Below are 16,820 nucleotides of genomic sequence, written 5' to 3' on the forward strand. Positions count from 1 at the left end.
GCAAAGGGTTCCAAGTGTCAGCCAGACTAGCCCAAGGGATGGGGCCGAGTGTAATGACGAATAAAGCCGGCCATCCGATCGACCGCTTCCTTGGCCTCCGGCAACTGGTAGAACAGGGGAAAGACATGGGCCATACCGGGCCAGATGGTCAGATCACTCTCCCCTCCAGCCCGGCGCAGCCGGGCCACCAGACGCACCGAGTCATCCTGCAGGATCTCCAGGGCGCCTACGTGGATCATCAGGGGAGGCAGCCCATGCAGTTCCCCGTAAACGGGCGAGACCAGGGGATCGCAAGGCATATGGCCATTGAGATAGGCGTTGCGCATCAGCAGCAAGGTGCCCAGATCAAAGAAGGGATCCAACTCCCGCAGCAAAAAGGCGGACTCACCATTGAGTGCCATATCCAGGGCAGGAGACAAGAGGATCGCCGCAGCTGGCAGGGGTAACCCCTGCTCCCTCGCCTGCAGCATGGTGGTGAGCACCAGGTTACCCCCCGCAGAATCCCCCGCCAGGATGATCTGACCCGGGACCATCCCTTGCTCCAGTAGCCCCTGGTATACCCAGAGACAGTCTTCCACCGCCGCCGGATAGGGAAACTCGGGCGCCAGGCGATAATCCACCATCAATCCTCGGGCCTGACACATCTCGGCCAGCCGTCCCAGGAAGGCACCATGGATATACGGGGTTCGAAGACAAAATCCGCCGCCGTGCAGGTAGAGGATCACCGTGTCACCCGCCGGGTTTCCTGTGCTCACCCAGTCACAGGGAACTCCTCCGATCCGATCGCTGATGGTCTCCAGTCCCTGGGGGGGCAGAATATAGCTGCCCAGGCGCTCCAGCTCCGCCAAGGCACTGCGCAGGCTGTAGACGTCATCGCAGCGGGAAAGGCGACTGCGTATAACGCTAAACAGCAACTTGTTTAGTGCCTTAGAGCGCCAGCTAGGCATGGTCTACTCCTCAGTTCTCGTCGTTGACGGCCCGACTCTCTAATACAGAGCTCAACGCCTGCAAAGCTTCCTGCTCCAACTCGGCCAAAGCCTGTTCCAAGTGCTCCGCAATCGCTTCGAACCCCGGCAGTGAACGTCGGCAGCAGATCAAACCAAAATGCATCTGGCCGGCATAGCTGAGCAGGGTCACGTTCAGTGTCTGGCCCGGCAGGAGCAGGGACAGCGGGAAGATCTGCTCTACCTTGGCCCCCATAAAGTAGAGGATCTCTTTCGGACCATGGACGTTGGAGATCAGCATATTGGTCGCCGGAGGCAGGTAATGATGCAGGCCCAGGCGGCCGGCGGCTAATGCCAACCCATTGACCACGATGGAGTATTGGTAGTAGGCGTCCGGCGACAGATCCAGCGCCTCCTGTTTGATCCCTGCCGTACCATCACGGATCGCCTTCAGTCGTACCAGGGGAGGATCGTCACAATGGCCAAGCTCCACCAAGCCCAAACTGATCTTATTACAGGCGGTATTGATGTTGTCATCCTGACGCAGGTTAATGGGCATCAGGGCTACCAGGGGCTTATCACCCTGCCAGTTGTGTAATTGCAGATAACGCTGCAGTGCCATATCACACACCGTCAGCATCACATCATTGGTCGTACTGCCAGTGAGCTTGGCCAGGCGAGAGAAACGACGCAGCGGCAGGCTGCACAAGGCCACGGTACGGGCCCGGTCCGGGCTGACATTAAATGGCGTACGGGGGGCGGTAAAGGGGATCTTCAACCGGGTCGGTGCCAGATCGGCGGCATTGAGTGCCAGCTTACCGGCCAGCTTGGCCAGCCCAACACTGGCTCCAAGTTGACGTCGCCACAGTGCCGGTTTGAGCAGGGTGGCCAACAGGGAATCACGGGCTTGTCGGGCGGTGGCATCCTCATCTTCACTGCCTTGCCAAAACAGGGTGGCTACGCCATCGGGCTCGGTGCTGCAGCTGCGGGCAAACAGCTGAGAAGCCCGAACCCCGTCGGCCAGAGCATGATGCATCTTGAACAACACGGCGACCTGACCGCCAACGAGGCCATCAATCACCCAAAGCTCCCATAATGGGCGACTGCGATCCAGCCGATAGCTGTGGATCCGGCCCGCCAGCTCCAGCAACTGGTGCATATCTCCCGGACCCGGCAGGCTGGAGTGGCGAATATGGTAATCCATCTCCACCTGTCGTGCCGCGCGCCAGTGAGGCAAACGGGTCAGCCCCCAGTGCAAGACACTGTTGAACGGTGCCCGCACCGGGCCGCTGGTTTTCATCTGCTCGACCATCCGACGGCCGAAGCCGATGCGGGACGCCTCCGGGGGTGTCAGCAAGACCAAACCGCTGATATGCAACGGTGTCGCATCGCTTTCGAACAGCACGAAACCCAGATCCAGCAGAGATAAATTGGCCATCGGCCCTCCTTGATTTCAACGCTCCCCTTGCCTATTCCTTGGCAAGTTTCTCAACCGCTTGAGTCAGCTTATCAAGCTTATCGTTAAGCTCCTCAATCCGTTGTGGATTCACACCACTGAGTCGGCTGAACAGGGCCTGGACTCGCTGCTCGACATTGCGATTGGCGTTAGCCACCTGCTTATCGATGCTTTCCCGGGTTTGCGCCTCGATGGCACGCCCTTCGTCTACCAGGGTGTCGAAGGCTGAGGTCCCCTCCTGCTCGAGCTGCTTGGCTTCCTCAAGGCTCTTGCTATAGACCCCAAGGCCAGCCAACCAGATATTTCGAGCCATCTGCTCGCTGTCACCCAACCAGGCTTGTGCTTTGTCACGGATATCGGTGTTCATACACTCCTCCTTGCGCCGTGGGGCGCTCAGCTATCTTTGGCAGCGACCTTGCGAGTCCGACGTGCTGCCGGTTTCTTGGCTTCCACCACTTCCACCGGAGCCACAGGCTTTTCCGCCTTCGCTTCGGCCAGCTGATCGACCACACGAGTCAGTTGATCCAGCTTGGCATCCAGTTCATCCAATTGACGGGGATCCAGTCCGGTGAATTTTTGCACTCGGCTATTGAGTTGCTGCTCCATCGCCTGGGTCGTCTGCTCCTGAGCGTCCTTGAGTCGGGTCTTGGTCTGTGCTTCCATCTCCCTGCCCCGCTCTACCAGTTCATCCAACCAGGTACGGGACTTCTCAGACAGCTGATTCAGCTCTTTGGCCCCCTTGGCATAGGCACCCAGGCCAGCCAGCCAGATCTTGCGGGCCAACGCTTCCTGTTGTTCAACTTGGGATTGGTAATCGCGGTTTGACATGACGTCCTCCTTCACTTCGATCCGGGCGCAGTATGCGCTTCCCTGATCTCAGTCTATGGAGGTGGGCTAGAAAGGGCTTTCTAAAGGGGCGGTGGGAATTGACCCTGATCAAATGGGGCAATGTTTTTGCATCGAAACGTTTGCGAAGCTGGGCTACTGAAGCCTGCTCCCTTGAATGGCAGGCCTTTGGGCTTGGCCCTAACCCAGCAGCTCATCGAGCCGGCGCTCGATGGCGGCATGGATCCCCCCCGCCAGGGGGCGCAATAACAGCCCCAATTCCAGGGTGATCACCAGGTGGTCGGCGGCCGCGACCAGGCGGCCATGGGCACCGGAGCGGCGAAACACCAGCTCAGAGCCACTCCACTGGCAGTGCAGGGCATATTCCTGCTCCAGGGAGTGGGCCACCTGGTCCACCAACTGGCGCAGAGAGGGGGGATCGAGCCGATGCCCCCGTTCGATATGGATCTTGGCCATGAAGCCTCCCGTCACTGCCCTTTCCACACCTTAGCCGCTGCGGCTGTCATTGGCCACCATCAGCATATTGGCACTCTCACTGCGAAACTGCTCTGCAAAGTCGCCAAACCAGTCTGCCACCTCGGCAAAACTGTTGCAGAATCCGGCCTTATCGCCGGCCTCCAGCATGGCCAACGCCTCCTGATAGCGAGCCAGGTAGTGTCGGGCCCGGGCAAGCGCATCGGGCTGGGCGAAGATGATGTCCGCATAGAGGCTGGGATCCTGGGCAAACAACCGCCCGACCATCGCCAGCTCCAATCGATAGATGGGGGAGCTGAACTGCAGCAACTGCTCGATATCGGCATGCTCCCGCTTAAGATGGAGGCCGTAGACAAAGGCGGTAAAGTGGCGCATCGCCTGCACCAGTTGCATCGCCTGATCGTGCTCCGACGCCGGCGCCTCGTGCAGACGGGCCCCCCAGATGGTGATCTGTTGCAGCAGCCACTGGTAGTTAGCCTCGTCCCGGCCATGACACACCACCACGACCTGCTTAGCCAGGCTGGCAACATCGGGGCCGAACATGGGGTGCAGTCCCAGCACCGGGCCCTGGTGGGCCTTGAGCATGGCCGCCAGAGGGGCCTGCTTGATGGAGGTCAGATCCACCAGCAAACAGTCCGCGGGCAGCTTCGGCAAACGCTCGATGACCTCACAGGTGATCTCTATGGGTACGGAGATCACCACCACCCCGGCACCGTCAAGCAACTGAGGGGCTCGTTCCCAGTCCTCCTTATCCAGGATCCGCACCTCGTAACCGGACAGGGTAAAGAGCTGGGCAAACAGGCCACCCAGCTTGCCCGCACCGCCGACGATCACCACAGGACCCAGCTCCGGTGCCACCCGCTTGAACCCCACGTCCTTCTCCGAAACGTAGGACTCCCGCATCACACGGCGCAGCAGATCCTCGATCAGCTGGGGAGGGATCCCCATCGCTTCGGCTTCGGACCGCCGCTTGGCCAGCATGCTGGCTTCACGGGCGGGGGCGTAGATCGGCACCCCCTCCCTGTGCTTGATGGTGCCGACTTCCGCAACCAGATCCAGGCGGCGACGCAACAGCTGCAACAGCTCCTGATCGACGGCGTCGATCTTGACTCTCAGTCCATCCAGGGCCTTACTGCTTGGCTCCGCCATCACGCCTCCTCAAACCGGGTAGGCAGCTTCGGGGCCAGTGCCTGGGCACCCACCCGCAACAGGGACTCGGTCGTGCTCCAATCGATGCACTTATCGGTGATGGAGAGGCCGTACTCCAGCTGTTCCCTGGGCAGATCCGAGCTCTGGTTACCCTCTTTGAGGTGGCTCTCCAGCATCATCCCGATGATGGAGGTATTCCCATCCATGATCTGATGGAACACGTTTTGCGCCACCAGAGGCTGGCGGGCGTGGTCCTTGCTGGAGTTTCCATGACTGCAATCCACCACCAGGCGGGCATTGAGCCCATGCTTGTGCAGCGCCGCCTCGGACAGGGCCACATTCACCGAATCATAGTTCGGCTGCTTGCCCCCCCTCAGGATCACATGACCATCCGGGTTCCCCTGGGTGGTCAGCAGGGCCACCTGACCGTTTTTATTGATCCCCATAAAGCGGTGGCTGTGCGAAGCCGCCTGCAGCGCATTGATCGCCACATCCAGCTTGCCATCGGTGCCATTCTTAAAGCCCACCGGCATGGAGAGGCCGGAAGCCATCTCGCGGTGTGTTTGGGATTCCGTGGTGCGAGCGCCGATGGCAGACCAGGAGAAGAGTTCACCCAGGTACTGGGGACTGATGGGATCCAGGGCTTCGGTGGCCACCGGCAACTCCAGCTCTGCCAGCCAGATCAGCAACTCACGCGCCTGGCGCAAGCCGTTTTCGATGTTGAAGGAGCCATCCATATCCGGATCGTTGATCAGCCCCTTCCAGCCCACCGTGGTGCGCGGTTTTTCAAAGTAGACCCGCATCAGAATGTAGAACTGCTCACCCAGCTCATCATGGAGTTTCTTCAGCTTCAGGGCATACTCCTTGGCCGCCTCCACGTCGTGGATGGAGCAAGGGCCGGTGATCACCAGCAAACGGCTGTCACGCTTATGAACAATATCGGCGACCTGACGGCGTGCATCCAGGATATATCGATACGCCTTGTCCGACAGCGGCAACTCGCTTTTCAGCTGTGCCGGCGTGCTCAGTACGCGTTCGGAATCGATATGGATGTTATTAATGCTGTCCTTGTGCACTTGAGGCCTCGTTATCTTCACTTCACGCCGCCCTATCGCGGTCTGCAGACCAGCTTGCCAAGCATGGCAACTTATGTAAACAGGGATTTAGACTATCAATAGGCACAAAAGGCTTATAAAAGACAATTTCGCCTGGATATGAGGCACCAGGTGCTAGGGAACAGGGAAAAGCGGGGAACAGGTGACAGGTGACGGGTGACAGGTGACGGGTGACAGGTGACAGGTGACAGGTGACAGGTGACGGGTGACAGGTGACAGGTGACAGGTGACGGGTGACGGGTGACAGGTGACAGGTGACGGGTGACAGGTGCTAGGTGACAGGTGCTGGGTGCTGTGTGCTGGGTGCTAGGTCGAGCAGCAAAGCAGCGGTTTTCCTGGAACCTGGGCTTTATCCCCAGTACCTGGGCTTTATCCCCAGTACCTAGGCTTTATCCCTAGTACCTGGGCTTTATCCCCAGTACCTGGGCTTTATCCCTAGTACCTAGGTTTTATCCCTAGTACCTAGGCTTTATCCCTAGTTCCCAGGCTCTTCCCTAGTATCCAGGCTCTGCCCTAGGGCTTTTCCCAAAACAAACAAGCCCGCCATAAAGGCGGGCTTGTAAGACTGTACTAATCTCGGAAAACCGATCTTAGTTCAGACGCTCACGGATACGTGCAGACTTACCGCTGCGCTCACGCAGGTAGTACAGTTTGGCACGACGTACGCGACCGCGACGCTTAACAGTGATGCTTTCTACCAGCGGAGAGTGAGTCTGGAACGCACGCTCTACGCCTTCACCATTGGAGATTTTACGTACAGTGAACGCAGAGTGCAGACCGCGGTTACGCTTAGCGATAACCACGCCTTCGAAGGCCTGCAGACGAGTCTTGTCGCCTTCGGTTACACGTACCTGAACAACGACGGTGTCACCAGGGCCAAAGGCCGGTACGTCGCTCTTCAACTGCTCTTGTTCAAGCTGCTTGATGATGTTGCTCATAATCTTCTCATCCTAGATATACTGAAAACTCTAACGTTTCACCTGTGTATCGGTGACATACTCTGCAAGCAATTTCGCCTGCTCGTCAGTCAGAGCTAGGTTATTTAAGAGTTCCGGCCGCCGCTCCCAAGTCCGTCCCAGGGACTGCTTGAGGCGCCATTTCCGAATCAATTCATGGTTGCCGCTCAGCAACACTTCCGGTACCGCCTGCCCCTCCAGAACTTCCGGACGGGTATAGTGGGGACAGTCCAGCAGGCCATCCGAAAAGGAGTCCTGCTCTGCCGAGGCCGCTTTGCCCAACACGCCGGGCACCAAACGGGCCACCGCGTCGATCAAATTCATGGCCGGCAGTTCACCGCCACTGAGGATGTAATCACCAACGGACCACTCCTCATCCACTTCGGCTTCGATAATGCGTTCGTCGATACCTTCGTAGCGACCACACACCAGCACAACGCGCTCATAGGTGGCCAGCTGCTCAACCCCAGACTGGGTCAGCTTGCGGCCCTGGGGGGACAGATAAATCACCTTGGCCCCTTCCCCCGCCTCGGCTCTCGCCGCGCGGATCGCCTCACGCAAAGGCTGTACCATCATCAACATGCCCGGTCCGCCGCCATAAGGGCGATCGTCCACGGTGCGATGGCGATCATGGGTGAAATCCCGAGGATCCCACATCTTAACCTGAAGAATGCCGTTTTTCACGGCCCGACCGGTTACCCCGAAGTCTGTGATAGCACGAAACATCTCAGGGAAAAGGGTGACAACCCCTAGCCACATAGACAGCTCCTTGCGATCAGAAACTCGGATCCCAGTCGACTTTAATCTGTTTTCCAGGCAGGTCCACCTCGAGGATGAACTGCTCGGTGACAAACGGAATCAAACGTTCCCGCTTGCCGAAGGCATCGTTACCCTTGGCTTTCACTTCCAGCACGTCATTGGAGCCGGTTTCCAGGATCCCGGTCACCTCACCCATGTCGTAGCCTTTGGCGTTCACCACGCTGCAACCCACTAAGTCACGCCAGTAGAACTCGTCTTCCGGCAACTCGGAGAGCTGCTCAGGCAGGATGGCAATGTCGGCGTTAATGTACTGCTCGGCCAGGTTGCGGTCATCGACCCCTTCCAGCTTGCAGACCACACCTTTACCGTGTTGGCGCCAGTTGGCCACCTTCACTTCCTGCCACTGCCCCTGGAACATAACGCGCCAGGGAGAGTAGTCAAAGATACCCTCTTGTGCGTCGGTAAAGGCATTGACCTTCAGCCAACCGCGGATCCCGTACGCCGCACCGAGACGGCCGACGACGATTAAGTCCTGGGAGTTGGTCATGTGTTTGCCCTACCTAAGCCTGATTAGGCAGCCGCTTTGCGGGCGTCCTTGATCAGGGTAGCAACGCGGTCAGATACGCCGGCGCCCTGTGCGATCCAGTGATCAACACGAGACAGGTCCAGACGCAGCTTTTCAGCTTGACCAGTTGCGATTGGGTTGAAGAAACCCACTTTTTCAATAAAACGGCCGTCGCGCTTGTTGCGGCTGTCCGCTACAACTACAGAGTAGAACGGACGCTTTTTCGCGCCACCGCGAGCCAAACGAATGGTTACCATACGGTTTACATCCTCTAATGGTGTTCAATAAAACAGGGGCCGCAGAACGGCCCCAAGGTAGAAAGCCCGCCGATTTTACCTGAACTCGCGCTCAATGCAACCGATCGGGATAATTCATCGCCACCCGACCGCTAAGTCTAGCCAGCGGTCGGGGGTCTGACAGAATTTTTATCGCGGAAACTTCATCCCAGGAGGCATCATGCCACCCATGCCACGCATCATCTTCTTCAGGCCGCCGCCCTTCATCTTCTTCATCATCTTTTGCATCTGGGTAAACTGCTTAAGCAACTTGTTCACCTCCTGGATGTTGGTGCCGGCACCGGCGGCGATGCGCTTCTTGCGACTGCCCTTGATGATATCCGGACGGGCCCGCTCCTTCGGCGTCATGGAGTTGATGATCGCCTCCATCCGCTTGGTCATCTTGTCATCCTGCACCTGGGCCAGGGCTTCCGGTGGCAACTGACCCATGCCTGGCATTTTCTCCAGCATGCCCATCATGCCACCCATGTTGTTCATCTGCTGCAGCTGGTCGCGGAAATCAACCAGGTCAAAGCCTTCACCTTTCTTGAGCTTGGTGGCGAGCTTCTGCGCCTGCTCCTTGTCGACCTTGGCCTCAACCTCTTCGATCAGGGAGAGCATGTCCCCCATACCAAGGATCCGGGACGCCACCCGATCCGGATGGAAGGGCTCCAGGGCATCGGTTTTCTCACCGACACCGAGGAATTTGACTGGCTTACCGGTAATGTGACGAATAGAGAGGGCGGCACCGCCTCGAGCGTCACCATCCACCTTGGTCAGGATCACCCCGGTCAGTGGCAGGGCTTCATCAAACGCCTTGGCCGTATTGGCCGCGTCCTGACCTGTCATGGCATCGACGGTAAACAGGGTTTCGATGGGCGAGATGGCCGCATGCAGCGCCTTGATCTCTTCCATCATCGCCCCGTCGACATGGAGTCGACCTGCGGTATCGACGATCACCACATCGATGAATTTCTTCTTCGCTTCGGCGATGGCGGCCTTGGCAATATCCACCGGCTTTTGCTCGATACTGGAGGGGAAGAAGGTCGCCTCGACGTCAGCGGCCAGAGTCTCAAGCTGCTTGATGGCGGCGGGACGATAGACATCGGCACTGACCACCATGACGGATTTTTTCTGACGTTCCTTAAGGTGCTTGGCCAGCTTGGCTACGGAAGTGGTTTTACCCGCCCCCTGAAGGCCCGCCATCATGATCACCGCCGGTGGCTGGGTTGCCAGGTTCAACGCTTCATTGGCTTCCCCCATGGCCGCTTCAAGCTCGGTGCGAACGATTTTAACGAACGCCTGGCCCGGCGTCAGGCTCTTGCTGACTTCGGTCCCCACGGCACGTTCACGCACCTTCTTAATAAAGTCCCGCACCACCGGCAGGGCAACGTCCGCCTCCAACAGCGCCATGCGTACTTCACGCAGGGTGTCCTTGATGTTGTCTTCGGTCAGTCGACCGCGACCGCTGATGCTTTTCAGCGTCTGGTTAAGACGCTCGGAGAGATTCTGGAACATCGCCTGTGCTGTACCAATTAAAGAAACAAGCGCCCATTATAGCGACACCCGATCCCCGACCACAATGGCACCCGCGTCCAGGCTCAGGGTCAGCATCGCAGACTGCGCGGAATCCTGCCTGGATCACATCTGGCACCATTGGCCCCCTGCGCAAAGGGTTAACCCCATGATAAGCTGTCAGTAACACCTGATACACCGCCACCAAAGGCCGTGTCCACATTTTGCGAAAAGGGATCACATGGAGTTATTCGCTGTTTTGGCGATCTTGGGGTACGTCATCGCCTTCGCCCTCTTGGCCTCACGCATGCTGCACCCGGACGGTCCAGACCGCCGCAAGATCACTCTGGTAGCGGCCATCGCCCTGGTTGGTCACGGGATCGCCCTGGCCGATGCCATGCTGTTGAAGAACGGCCAAAACTTCAGTCTGACCAACACCCTGTCGATGGTGGTGCTGATCATCACCCTGGCGATCACCGTCATGCTACCTCGTCTCAAGGTACTGGTGGTGGCCCCGGCGGTTTACGCCTGCGCCACCCTTTCGGTGGCAGGCCTGTGGTTGCTGCCGCCCCAGTACATCACCCACTTCGAAGCTCAGCCTGCGGTCCTGATCCATGTGTTCCTTGCCATGGTGGCCTATGCAGTGATGCTGCTGGCCGCCCTCTATGCCCTGCAGCTGGCCGGGATCGATCGCCGCCTCAAGGATCGGCAACTGATGCTGACCAGCAACCTGCCACCGCTGATGACGGTCGAAAAGCAGCTCTACCACTTTATCTGGGTCGGCTTTATTCTGCTCTCCGCCGGCCTGCTGACCGGCTGGCTGTTCCTGGACAACTTCCTGGGGGACGGCAAGGGCCACAAGGCGCTGCTCTCCATGATCGCCTGGGCCGTCTACGGCGCCATGCTGCTGCAGCATCACCTGCGGGGCGTGCGGATCCGCACCGCCGTCGCCTACAGCCTGCTCGGCGCCACCCTGCTGACCCTGGCCTATTTTGGCAGCCGTGTGGTTAAAGAGCTGATCCTAAGGTAAATTTGGCCCCAAATCGCCGACGAACCCCGTCCGACTTGACAGCGGGCCGGGTTCGCCGTTTCATTGGAGCTCCTTGTTGTCATTTGAGATCCCGCGTTGGACGCCATAGCCACCAGTAGTTTATTCCTGCTCCTCGCCCTGTTGATCGTTATCTCCGCCTTCTTCTCCGGTACGGAAACGGCGATGATGTCGTTGAATCGCTACCGCCTGCGCCACCTGGCCCAACAGGGCCACAAGGGGGCCACAAGGGCCGACCGGCTCCTGCAACGGCCGGACCGGCTGATCGGCCTGATCCTGATCGGCAACAATCTGGTTAATATCCTTGCCTCGGCCATCGCCACCATCATCGGCCAGCGCCTGTTCGGTGACTGGGGGATCGCCATCGCCACCGGTGCCCTGACCCTGGTGATCCTGATCTTCGCCGAGGTCACCCCCAAGACCCTGGCCGCGCTCCATCCGGAGAAACTGGCCTACCCCAACAGCCTCATCCTCAAGCCCATGATGAGCCTGTTTTACCCCCTGGTCTGGCTGGTCAACCTGATCAGCAACGCCCTGCTCCGCCTACTCGGGGTTCACCACGCCCAGGGTAAGGGCGATCACCTCTCCGCCGAAGAGCTGCGCAGCGTGGTCCACGAGGCCGGCGCCATGATCCCCCGGCGCCACCGGGAGATGCTGGTCTCCATCCTGGATCTGGAGAAGGTCACGGTGGAGGACATCATGATCCCCCGGGCCGAGCTCTACGCCATCGACATCAACGACGACTACCGGGCCATCATCCGTCAGCTCACTCACAGCCCCCATACCCGGGTCCTGCTCTATCGCGACAATATCGACGATGTGGTGGGCTTCGTACATCTGAGTGACGTCCTGCGCCTGCTCACCAAGGAAGGCCAGAAGGAATCCGATAAGGGCACCCTGCTGCGGGCCGTGCGGGAGATCTACTTTATCCCCGAGGGCACCCCGCTCAATGTTCAGCTGCTCAAGTTCCAGCGCGCCAAGGAGCGGATCGGCCTGGTGGTCGACGAATACGGTGATATTCAGGGGCTGGTGACCCTGGAGGACATTCTGGAAGAGATCGTCGGTGACTTCACCACCGGCCTGCAGACCCCGCCCAGCGAGGACATCAGCCGGGAGGCCGATGGTAACCTGCTGGTGGATGCCAGCATCACCCTGAGGGATCTCAACCGGGAAACCGGCTGGAAGCTGCCGACCGACGGGCCCAAGACCCTCAATGGACTGATCCTGGAGCAGCTGGAGGAGATCCCACCGCCGGGGACCGGCCTGCACGTGGCCGGTCATCAGATGGAGGTGGTCGAAGTGGCAGATAACCGGGTGAAGTCGGTGCGGATCCAGCCGATGGGGTAAGAGCAGCGGATAGCTAACAAAAAACACCGTCCGAGGACGGTGTTTTCGTTTATCAATAGCGCGCTCAGCGCTCTAGGATCACCGTAGCGACCGCATAGTGGCGCTCATCGGACAGGCTGACATGGCAGTGCTGTCCACCCAGGGCTGCCAGGCGATCGGCGGCGCCGCCACTGAGGCGTAGCTTGGGCGCGCCCCATTCATCGTGACCCAGCTCGATATGCTGAAACGACACGCCGCGACCAATGCCGGTACCCAGGGCCTTGGCCGCTGCCTCCTTGACCGCAAAGCGCTTGGCCAGAAGGCGAGATGGCTCCTTGTGTCGGGACCACTCCTCCCGCTCATTTGGGGTCAGGATCCGTTCGGCAAACCGCTCGGCCCCCTCCTGGCCATTGCGCGCGCACCGCTGGGCGATGCGCTCGATCTCCACCACGTCGGTGCCCAGGCCGATGATCGCCATCAGATCCCCTGCCGCGCTTCCTGCATCAAGCGCTTCATGGTGCTCACCGCAGGGCCGAGCCCCTCGATGGCCGCACGGGCGATGATGGCATGGCCGATGTTGAGTTCATAAAACTCGGGAATGGCGGCGATGGGCTTGACGTTGTGGTAGTGCAGGCCATGGCCGGCATTCACCACCAACCCCTTGCCGGCGGCATAGCGCGCCCCTTCGGCGATGCGGGCCAATTCGGCGGCCTGTTCGGCGTCGGTTTCGGCGTCGGCATAGGCACCGGTGTGGATCTCGATATAGGGCGCGCCGCTGGCTACCGCTGCGTCGATCTGCGCCTTATCGGCATCGATAAACAGGGAGACCTTGATCTTCTTGGCCGCCAGGCGAGTCACCGCCGCCGTGATCTTGTCCAGTTGACTCACCACATCCAGGCCGCCCTCTGTGGTCAGCTCTTCCCGCTTCTCCGGCACCAGGCAGACGTAGGCCGGTGCGGTCTGCTCGGCAATGGCGAGCATCTCTTCGGTAACCGCCATCTCCAGGTTCATTCGGGTCTTCAGCGTCTGTGCCAGCAGTGCCACGTCACGATCGACAATGTGGCGGCGATCTTCCCGCAGGTGGATGGTGATCCCATCGGCACCGGCCATCTCCGCAACGGCGGCGGCGTGAACCGGATCCGGGTAGTCGGTGCCCCGAGCCTGGCGCAGGGTGGCGATGTGATCAATGTTAACGCCCAGAAGAATGCTCATGTCGTCCTCGTTGTTTCTGAAATAGCGTCCGGCTGTGCAGCGGTTTGCTGCCCAACAGCGGAGTCAATACGGTACGCACCAGATGCTTGGCCTGGCGCAGCTGAAGCGGCTCATGTAACTGCTGAGCCTGCCAGTTCAGCAGGGTTGCCCCCGAGTAGCCCGTACCATAGACGGGCAGAAAGCCGGTTTTAGAGCGCCAAGCGTAATTCTGTTCGCTATTTATATCAACGCCTTGCGCATCCTGTAATAACTGAGGCAGATGACCCGCACCCTGCAACAGGGCAAGCTCAAAATAGCGCAGGGTCGGCTGCAGCGGTTGCTCTGAGGCCAGGGCGACCAGAGCCTGATGGTAGGCATCAAACACCCCCTCCAGGGGTTGACCCTCCTGGAGCAGGCGCTGACATAACTCGTTGAGGTAGAGGCCGGCAAACAGCTCGTCGCCGGTCAGGGGCAGGGGCAGTGAAGGGGCGTCCAGCTGAGCCAGGGTGCGCAGGCTGGAGTGGCCGGTCAACCCCACCAGCAGGGGGCGAAAGGGCTGCAGTTGCGCCTTCTTCGCCGCCCCGCTGCGGCCACCGACGCGGGCGACGGCCGCAGTGCGGCCGTGATCCTCGACCAGCAGATCCAGCAACAGGCTGGTTTCCCGGTAGGGCCGGGCGTGCAGTAAGTAGCAGCGGAAGAGCGGCTCAGTCGTCGCCATAACCCAGGCTGCGCAGTGCCCGCTCGTCATCCGCCCAACCGGACTTCACCTTGACCCAGGTCTCGAGATACACCTTGGTGTCAAACAGCTCTTCCATGTCGATGCGCGCCTGCTGACCAATGGTTTTGATCTTCTCGCCCTTGTTGCCGATCACCATCCGCTTCTGGCCTTCGCGCTCCACCAGGATCAAGGCATTGATATGGAAAATGCCCTTCTCGTCCGCGGCAAATTGCTCGATCTCCACATTCAGCGAATAGGGCAGCTCGTCACCGAGGAAACGGATCAGCTTCTCACGGAGGATCTCCGCCGCCATAAAGCGCTGGCTGCGATCCGTAACATAGTCCTCGGGGAAGTAGTGGATGCACTCGGGCAGCAGCTCCTGGGCCATCTTGATGATGGCTTGCGGATCATCCCCTTTACCCGCAGACATGGGGATGATGGCATCAAAATCGAACTGGCTTTGCAGCCACTGCAGATGGGGCATCAGCTCGGCCCGGTCTTTCACCTGATCGATCTTGTTGACCACCAGAATGGTTTTCCGACCGCCGGAGCCACGTTTGATCTTGTTGAGCACCATCTGATCATCTTCGGTCCATTTGGTGCCTTCCACCATCATCACCACCATCTCCACATCACCGATGGAGCTGGCCGCCGCCCGGTTCATCAGGCGGTTGATGGTGCGCTTTTCCTCTTTGTGCAGCCCTGGGGTATCCACGAAGATGGTCTGGTAGGCGCCTTCGGTGTGGATCCCCATGATCCGGTGCCGAGTGGTTTGCGGCTTGCGGGAGGTGATACTGATCTTCTGACCCAGGATCCGGTTCAGCAGCGTGGACTTGCCCACATTGGGACGGCCGACGATGGCGACAAAGCCGCAATAGGTGGTTTCGCTCATTGGATCAATAACTCCAGGGTTTGAGCCGCGGCTTCCTGCTCGGCCTTGCGTCGTGAACTGCCTTTGCCAATCACAGGATCGGCCAGGTCTTCCACGGTGCAACGCACGGTAAAGGTTTGATCGTGGGCATCCCCTTCCACGGTGATCACCGAATATTCCGGCAATGCTTTCTTACGCCCCTGCAGGTACTCCTGCAGACGGGTCTTAGGATCTTTCTGCCGGCTGCCCGGCTTGATGGCATCGAGGCGTGACTTATACAGTGCCAGGATCAGGGGCTTCGCCCGCTCGATCCCGCCATCGAGGAAGACGGCACCGAAGATCGCTTCCACCGCATCGGCCAGGATCGACTCCCGGCGAAAACCACCGGATTTCAACTCGCCCGGCCCCAGGCGGATCACCTCGGACAGCTGCAGCTCACGCCCCAGCTCCGCCAGGGTCACGCCCTTAACCAGGGTCGCCCGCATTCGGGTCATGTCCCCTTCGGTCACCCGGGGGAAACGCAGGTAGAGATCCTCGGCCACCACCATCGAGAGGATGGCATCACCCAGGAACTCCAGTCGTTCGTTATGCTGCCCGGCGGCACTGCGATGGGTCAGTGCCAGTGCCAGCAGCTTTTCATCCTTGAATCGATAATCCAGTGCATCCTGCAAACGGTTCAGGTTCGCCTGATTCACTCGAGGCCTCCAATCCGGTTAAAGCGGACGCCAGTCGGTACCCACTTGGGCAGCCAGCTGTTGGCGCCACGCTCAAATTCAAAAGACATCCAGATAAACACGGCCTTGCCCACCAGCAACTGCTCATCGACAAAGCCCCAGAAACGGCCATCCTGGCTGTTATCCCGGTTATCACCAATAGCAAAGTACTGCCCTTCGGGCACGATCCACTCACCCACTTCCGTACCGCTCTGCTGGTAGTAGTAGGGGGTCGGCTCAGGCTGCATCGGGTTGACCAGAATATCGTGGGTCACCTCTCCCAGTACCTCGCGGTGACGCTCCATGGCGATCGCTCCATGGTTGAACTCTCCCCGATTCACCGGGGCACGGTTCACCTTACGCAGCGGCTCACACGCCTCCCCAGTGGGGCAGGCTGGCTGGATGTACAACTCTTTGTTCAGGTAGATCACCCGGTCACCGGGCAGGCCCACGATCCGCTTGATGTAATCGATGCGAGTGTCCTGGGGGTATTTAAAGACGGCCACGTCGCCCCGTTTCGGCTGCCCGGTTTCCACCAGGGTCTTGCGCCAGACCGGATCCTTGATGCCGTAGGCATACTTCTCCACCAGGATAAAGTCGCCCACCAGCAGGGTCGGCATCATGGAGCCCGACGGGATCTGAAACGGCTCATACAAAAAGGAGCGCAGGATCAGCACCGCGGCCAGCACAGGGAAGACCGCATGACAGTTTTCGGCAATGGCCCCCTCCCGCAGGACGTTGTGACGAGCTTCCTCGTCCAGATCCACCTTGGGATCCGCTTCGAGCGTCGCCAGCTCCGCGACCCGCTTGGGCCGCAGAAGATAGTGATCGAAGGCCCAGACCAGTCCGGTGGCCAGGGTCAACAGCACCAACAGGTGCGAGAACAGGGTTGCCATGAA

General features: G+C 59.6%; 20 protein-coding genes. 2 read left to right on the top strand and 18 right to left on the bottom strand.

What is annotated here, in order from left to right; translation table 11 throughout:
- Positions 1–26: 26 nt before the first annotated feature.
- From AC2D8U_RS09695 to ffh, 12 genes are all read right to left on the bottom strand, one after another.
- A complete protein-coding gene (locus AC2D8U_RS09695) occupies positions 27–947 on the bottom strand; it encodes an alpha/beta hydrolase (protein WP_484618832.1) in 921 nt (306 codons plus the stop codon).
- A 10-nt stretch (positions 948–957) separates the two neighbouring features.
- Positions 958–2,382: a wax ester/triacylglycerol synthase family O-acyltransferase gene (locus AC2D8U_RS09700; RefSeq protein WP_484618833.1), complete on the bottom strand. Its 1,425-nt coding sequence runs from the start codon at positions 2,380–2,382 to the stop codon at positions 958–960.
- Positions 2,383–2,413: 31 nt separating this feature from the next.
- A complete protein-coding gene (locus tag AC2D8U_RS09705; RefSeq protein WP_484618834.1) occupies positions 2,414–2,767 on the bottom strand; it encodes a phasin family protein in 354 nt (117 codons plus the stop codon).
- Between the two features lie 26 nt (positions 2,768–2,793).
- The gene (locus AC2D8U_RS09710; RefSeq protein ID WP_484618835.1) at positions 2,794–3,228 is read right to left on the bottom strand and encodes a phasin-related domain-containing protein; all 435 of its coding nucleotides are present in this window, start codon (positions 3,226–3,228) and stop codon (positions 2,794–2,796) included.
- 198 nt (positions 3,229–3,426) lie between these two features.
- Positions 3,427–3,702, bottom strand: a complete 276-nt coding sequence (locus tag AC2D8U_RS09715) for a polyhydroxyalkanoic acid system family protein (protein WP_484618836.1) — start codon at positions 3,700–3,702, stop codon at positions 3,427–3,429.
- Positions 3,703–3,732: 30 nt separating this feature from the next.
- The gene (gene tyrA / locus AC2D8U_RS09720; RefSeq protein ID WP_484618837.1) at positions 3,733–4,869 is read right to left on the bottom strand and encodes a bifunctional chorismate mutase/prephenate dehydrogenase; all 1,137 of its coding nucleotides are present in this window, start codon (positions 4,867–4,869) and stop codon (positions 3,733–3,735) included.
- Positions 4,869–5,945, bottom strand: a complete 1,077-nt coding sequence (locus AC2D8U_RS09725) for a 3-deoxy-7-phosphoheptulonate synthase (RefSeq protein WP_484618838.1) — start codon at positions 5,943–5,945, stop codon at positions 4,869–4,871. Before AC2D8U_RS09725 ends, tyrA begins: the two co-directional genes overlap by 1 nt.
- Positions 5,946–6,574: 629 nt before the next feature.
- On the bottom strand, positions 6,575–6,922 hold the full coding sequence (gene rplS / locus AC2D8U_RS09730; RefSeq protein WP_484618839.1) for a 50S ribosomal protein L19: 348 nt from the start codon (positions 6,920–6,922) through the stop codon (positions 6,575–6,577).
- A gap of 30 nt (positions 6,923–6,952) precedes the next feature.
- Complete coding sequence (gene trmD, locus AC2D8U_RS09735; RefSeq protein WP_484618840.1) at positions 6,953–7,699, bottom strand: tRNA (guanosine(37)-N1)-methyltransferase TrmD; 747 nt, start codon at positions 7,697–7,699, stop codon at positions 6,953–6,955.
- A 16-nt stretch (positions 7,700–7,715) separates the two neighbouring features.
- Positions 7,716–8,246, bottom strand: a complete 531-nt coding sequence (gene rimM, locus AC2D8U_RS09740; protein ID WP_484618841.1) for a ribosome maturation factor RimM — start codon at positions 8,244–8,246, stop codon at positions 7,716–7,718.
- 23 nt (positions 8,247–8,269) lie between these two features.
- Complete coding sequence (rpsP, locus tag AC2D8U_RS09745; protein WP_484618842.1) at positions 8,270–8,521, bottom strand: 30S ribosomal protein S16; 252 nt, start codon at positions 8,519–8,521, stop codon at positions 8,270–8,272.
- Positions 8,522–8,689: 168 nt separating this feature from the next.
- Positions 8,690–10,057, bottom strand: coding sequence for a signal recognition particle protein (ffh, locus tag AC2D8U_RS09750; RefSeq protein WP_484618843.1), 1,368 nt, complete (start codon positions 10,055–10,057; stop codon positions 8,690–8,692).
- A gap of 238 nt (positions 10,058–10,295) precedes the next feature.
- On the opposite strand from ffh, the gene AC2D8U_RS09755 reads away from it, so the two are divergent.
- Entirely contained in the window at positions 10,296–11,084 is a 789-nt protein-coding gene (locus AC2D8U_RS09755; RefSeq protein ID WP_484618844.1) for a cytochrome C assembly family protein, read from the top strand.
- Between the two features lie 96 nt (positions 11,085–11,180).
- Positions 11,181–12,449 (top strand): HlyC/CorC family transporter, encoded by a 1,269-nt coding sequence (locus AC2D8U_RS09760; RefSeq protein ID WP_484618845.1) that lies wholly within the window; start codon positions 11,181–11,183, stop codon positions 12,447–12,449.
- Between the two features lie 64 nt (positions 12,450–12,513).
- Here the strand turns inward: AC2D8U_RS09760 and acpS are convergent, their stop codons facing one another.
- The 6 genes from acpS to lepB are packed head-to-tail and all read right to left on the bottom strand — an operon-like array spanning position 12,514 to position 16,817.
- The gene (acpS, locus tag AC2D8U_RS09765) at positions 12,514–12,906 is read right to left on the bottom strand and encodes a holo-ACP synthase (protein ID WP_484618846.1); all 393 of its coding nucleotides are present in this window, start codon (positions 12,904–12,906) and stop codon (positions 12,514–12,516) included.
- Positions 12,906–13,640, bottom strand: a complete 735-nt coding sequence (pdxJ, locus tag AC2D8U_RS09770; RefSeq protein ID WP_484618847.1) for a pyridoxine 5'-phosphate synthase — start codon at positions 13,638–13,640, stop codon at positions 12,906–12,908. The genes acpS and pdxJ overlap by 1 nt, the downstream gene beginning before the upstream one ends.
- Entirely contained in the window at positions 13,618–14,337 is a 720-nt protein-coding gene (gene recO, locus AC2D8U_RS09775; RefSeq protein ID WP_484618848.1) for a DNA repair protein RecO, read from the bottom strand. Before recO ends, pdxJ begins: the two co-directional genes overlap by 23 nt.
- Positions 14,324–15,229 (bottom strand): GTPase Era, encoded by a 906-nt coding sequence (gene era, locus AC2D8U_RS09780; protein WP_484618849.1) that lies wholly within the window; start codon positions 15,227–15,229, stop codon positions 14,324–14,326. Before era ends, recO begins: the two co-directional genes overlap by 14 nt.
- On the bottom strand, positions 15,226–15,903 hold the full coding sequence (gene rnc / locus AC2D8U_RS09785) for a ribonuclease III (protein ID WP_484618850.1): 678 nt from the start codon (positions 15,901–15,903) through the stop codon (positions 15,226–15,228). The genes era and rnc overlap by 4 nt, the downstream gene beginning before the upstream one ends.
- Positions 15,900–16,817: a signal peptidase I gene (gene lepB / locus AC2D8U_RS09790; protein ID WP_484618851.1), complete on the bottom strand. Its 918-nt coding sequence runs from the start codon at positions 16,815–16,817 to the stop codon at positions 15,900–15,902. The genes rnc and lepB overlap by 4 nt, the downstream gene beginning before the upstream one ends.
- Between the last annotated feature and the right edge of the window lie 3 nt (positions 16,818–16,820).

The organism is Ferrimonas sp. YIN67, from assembly GCF_057219095.1.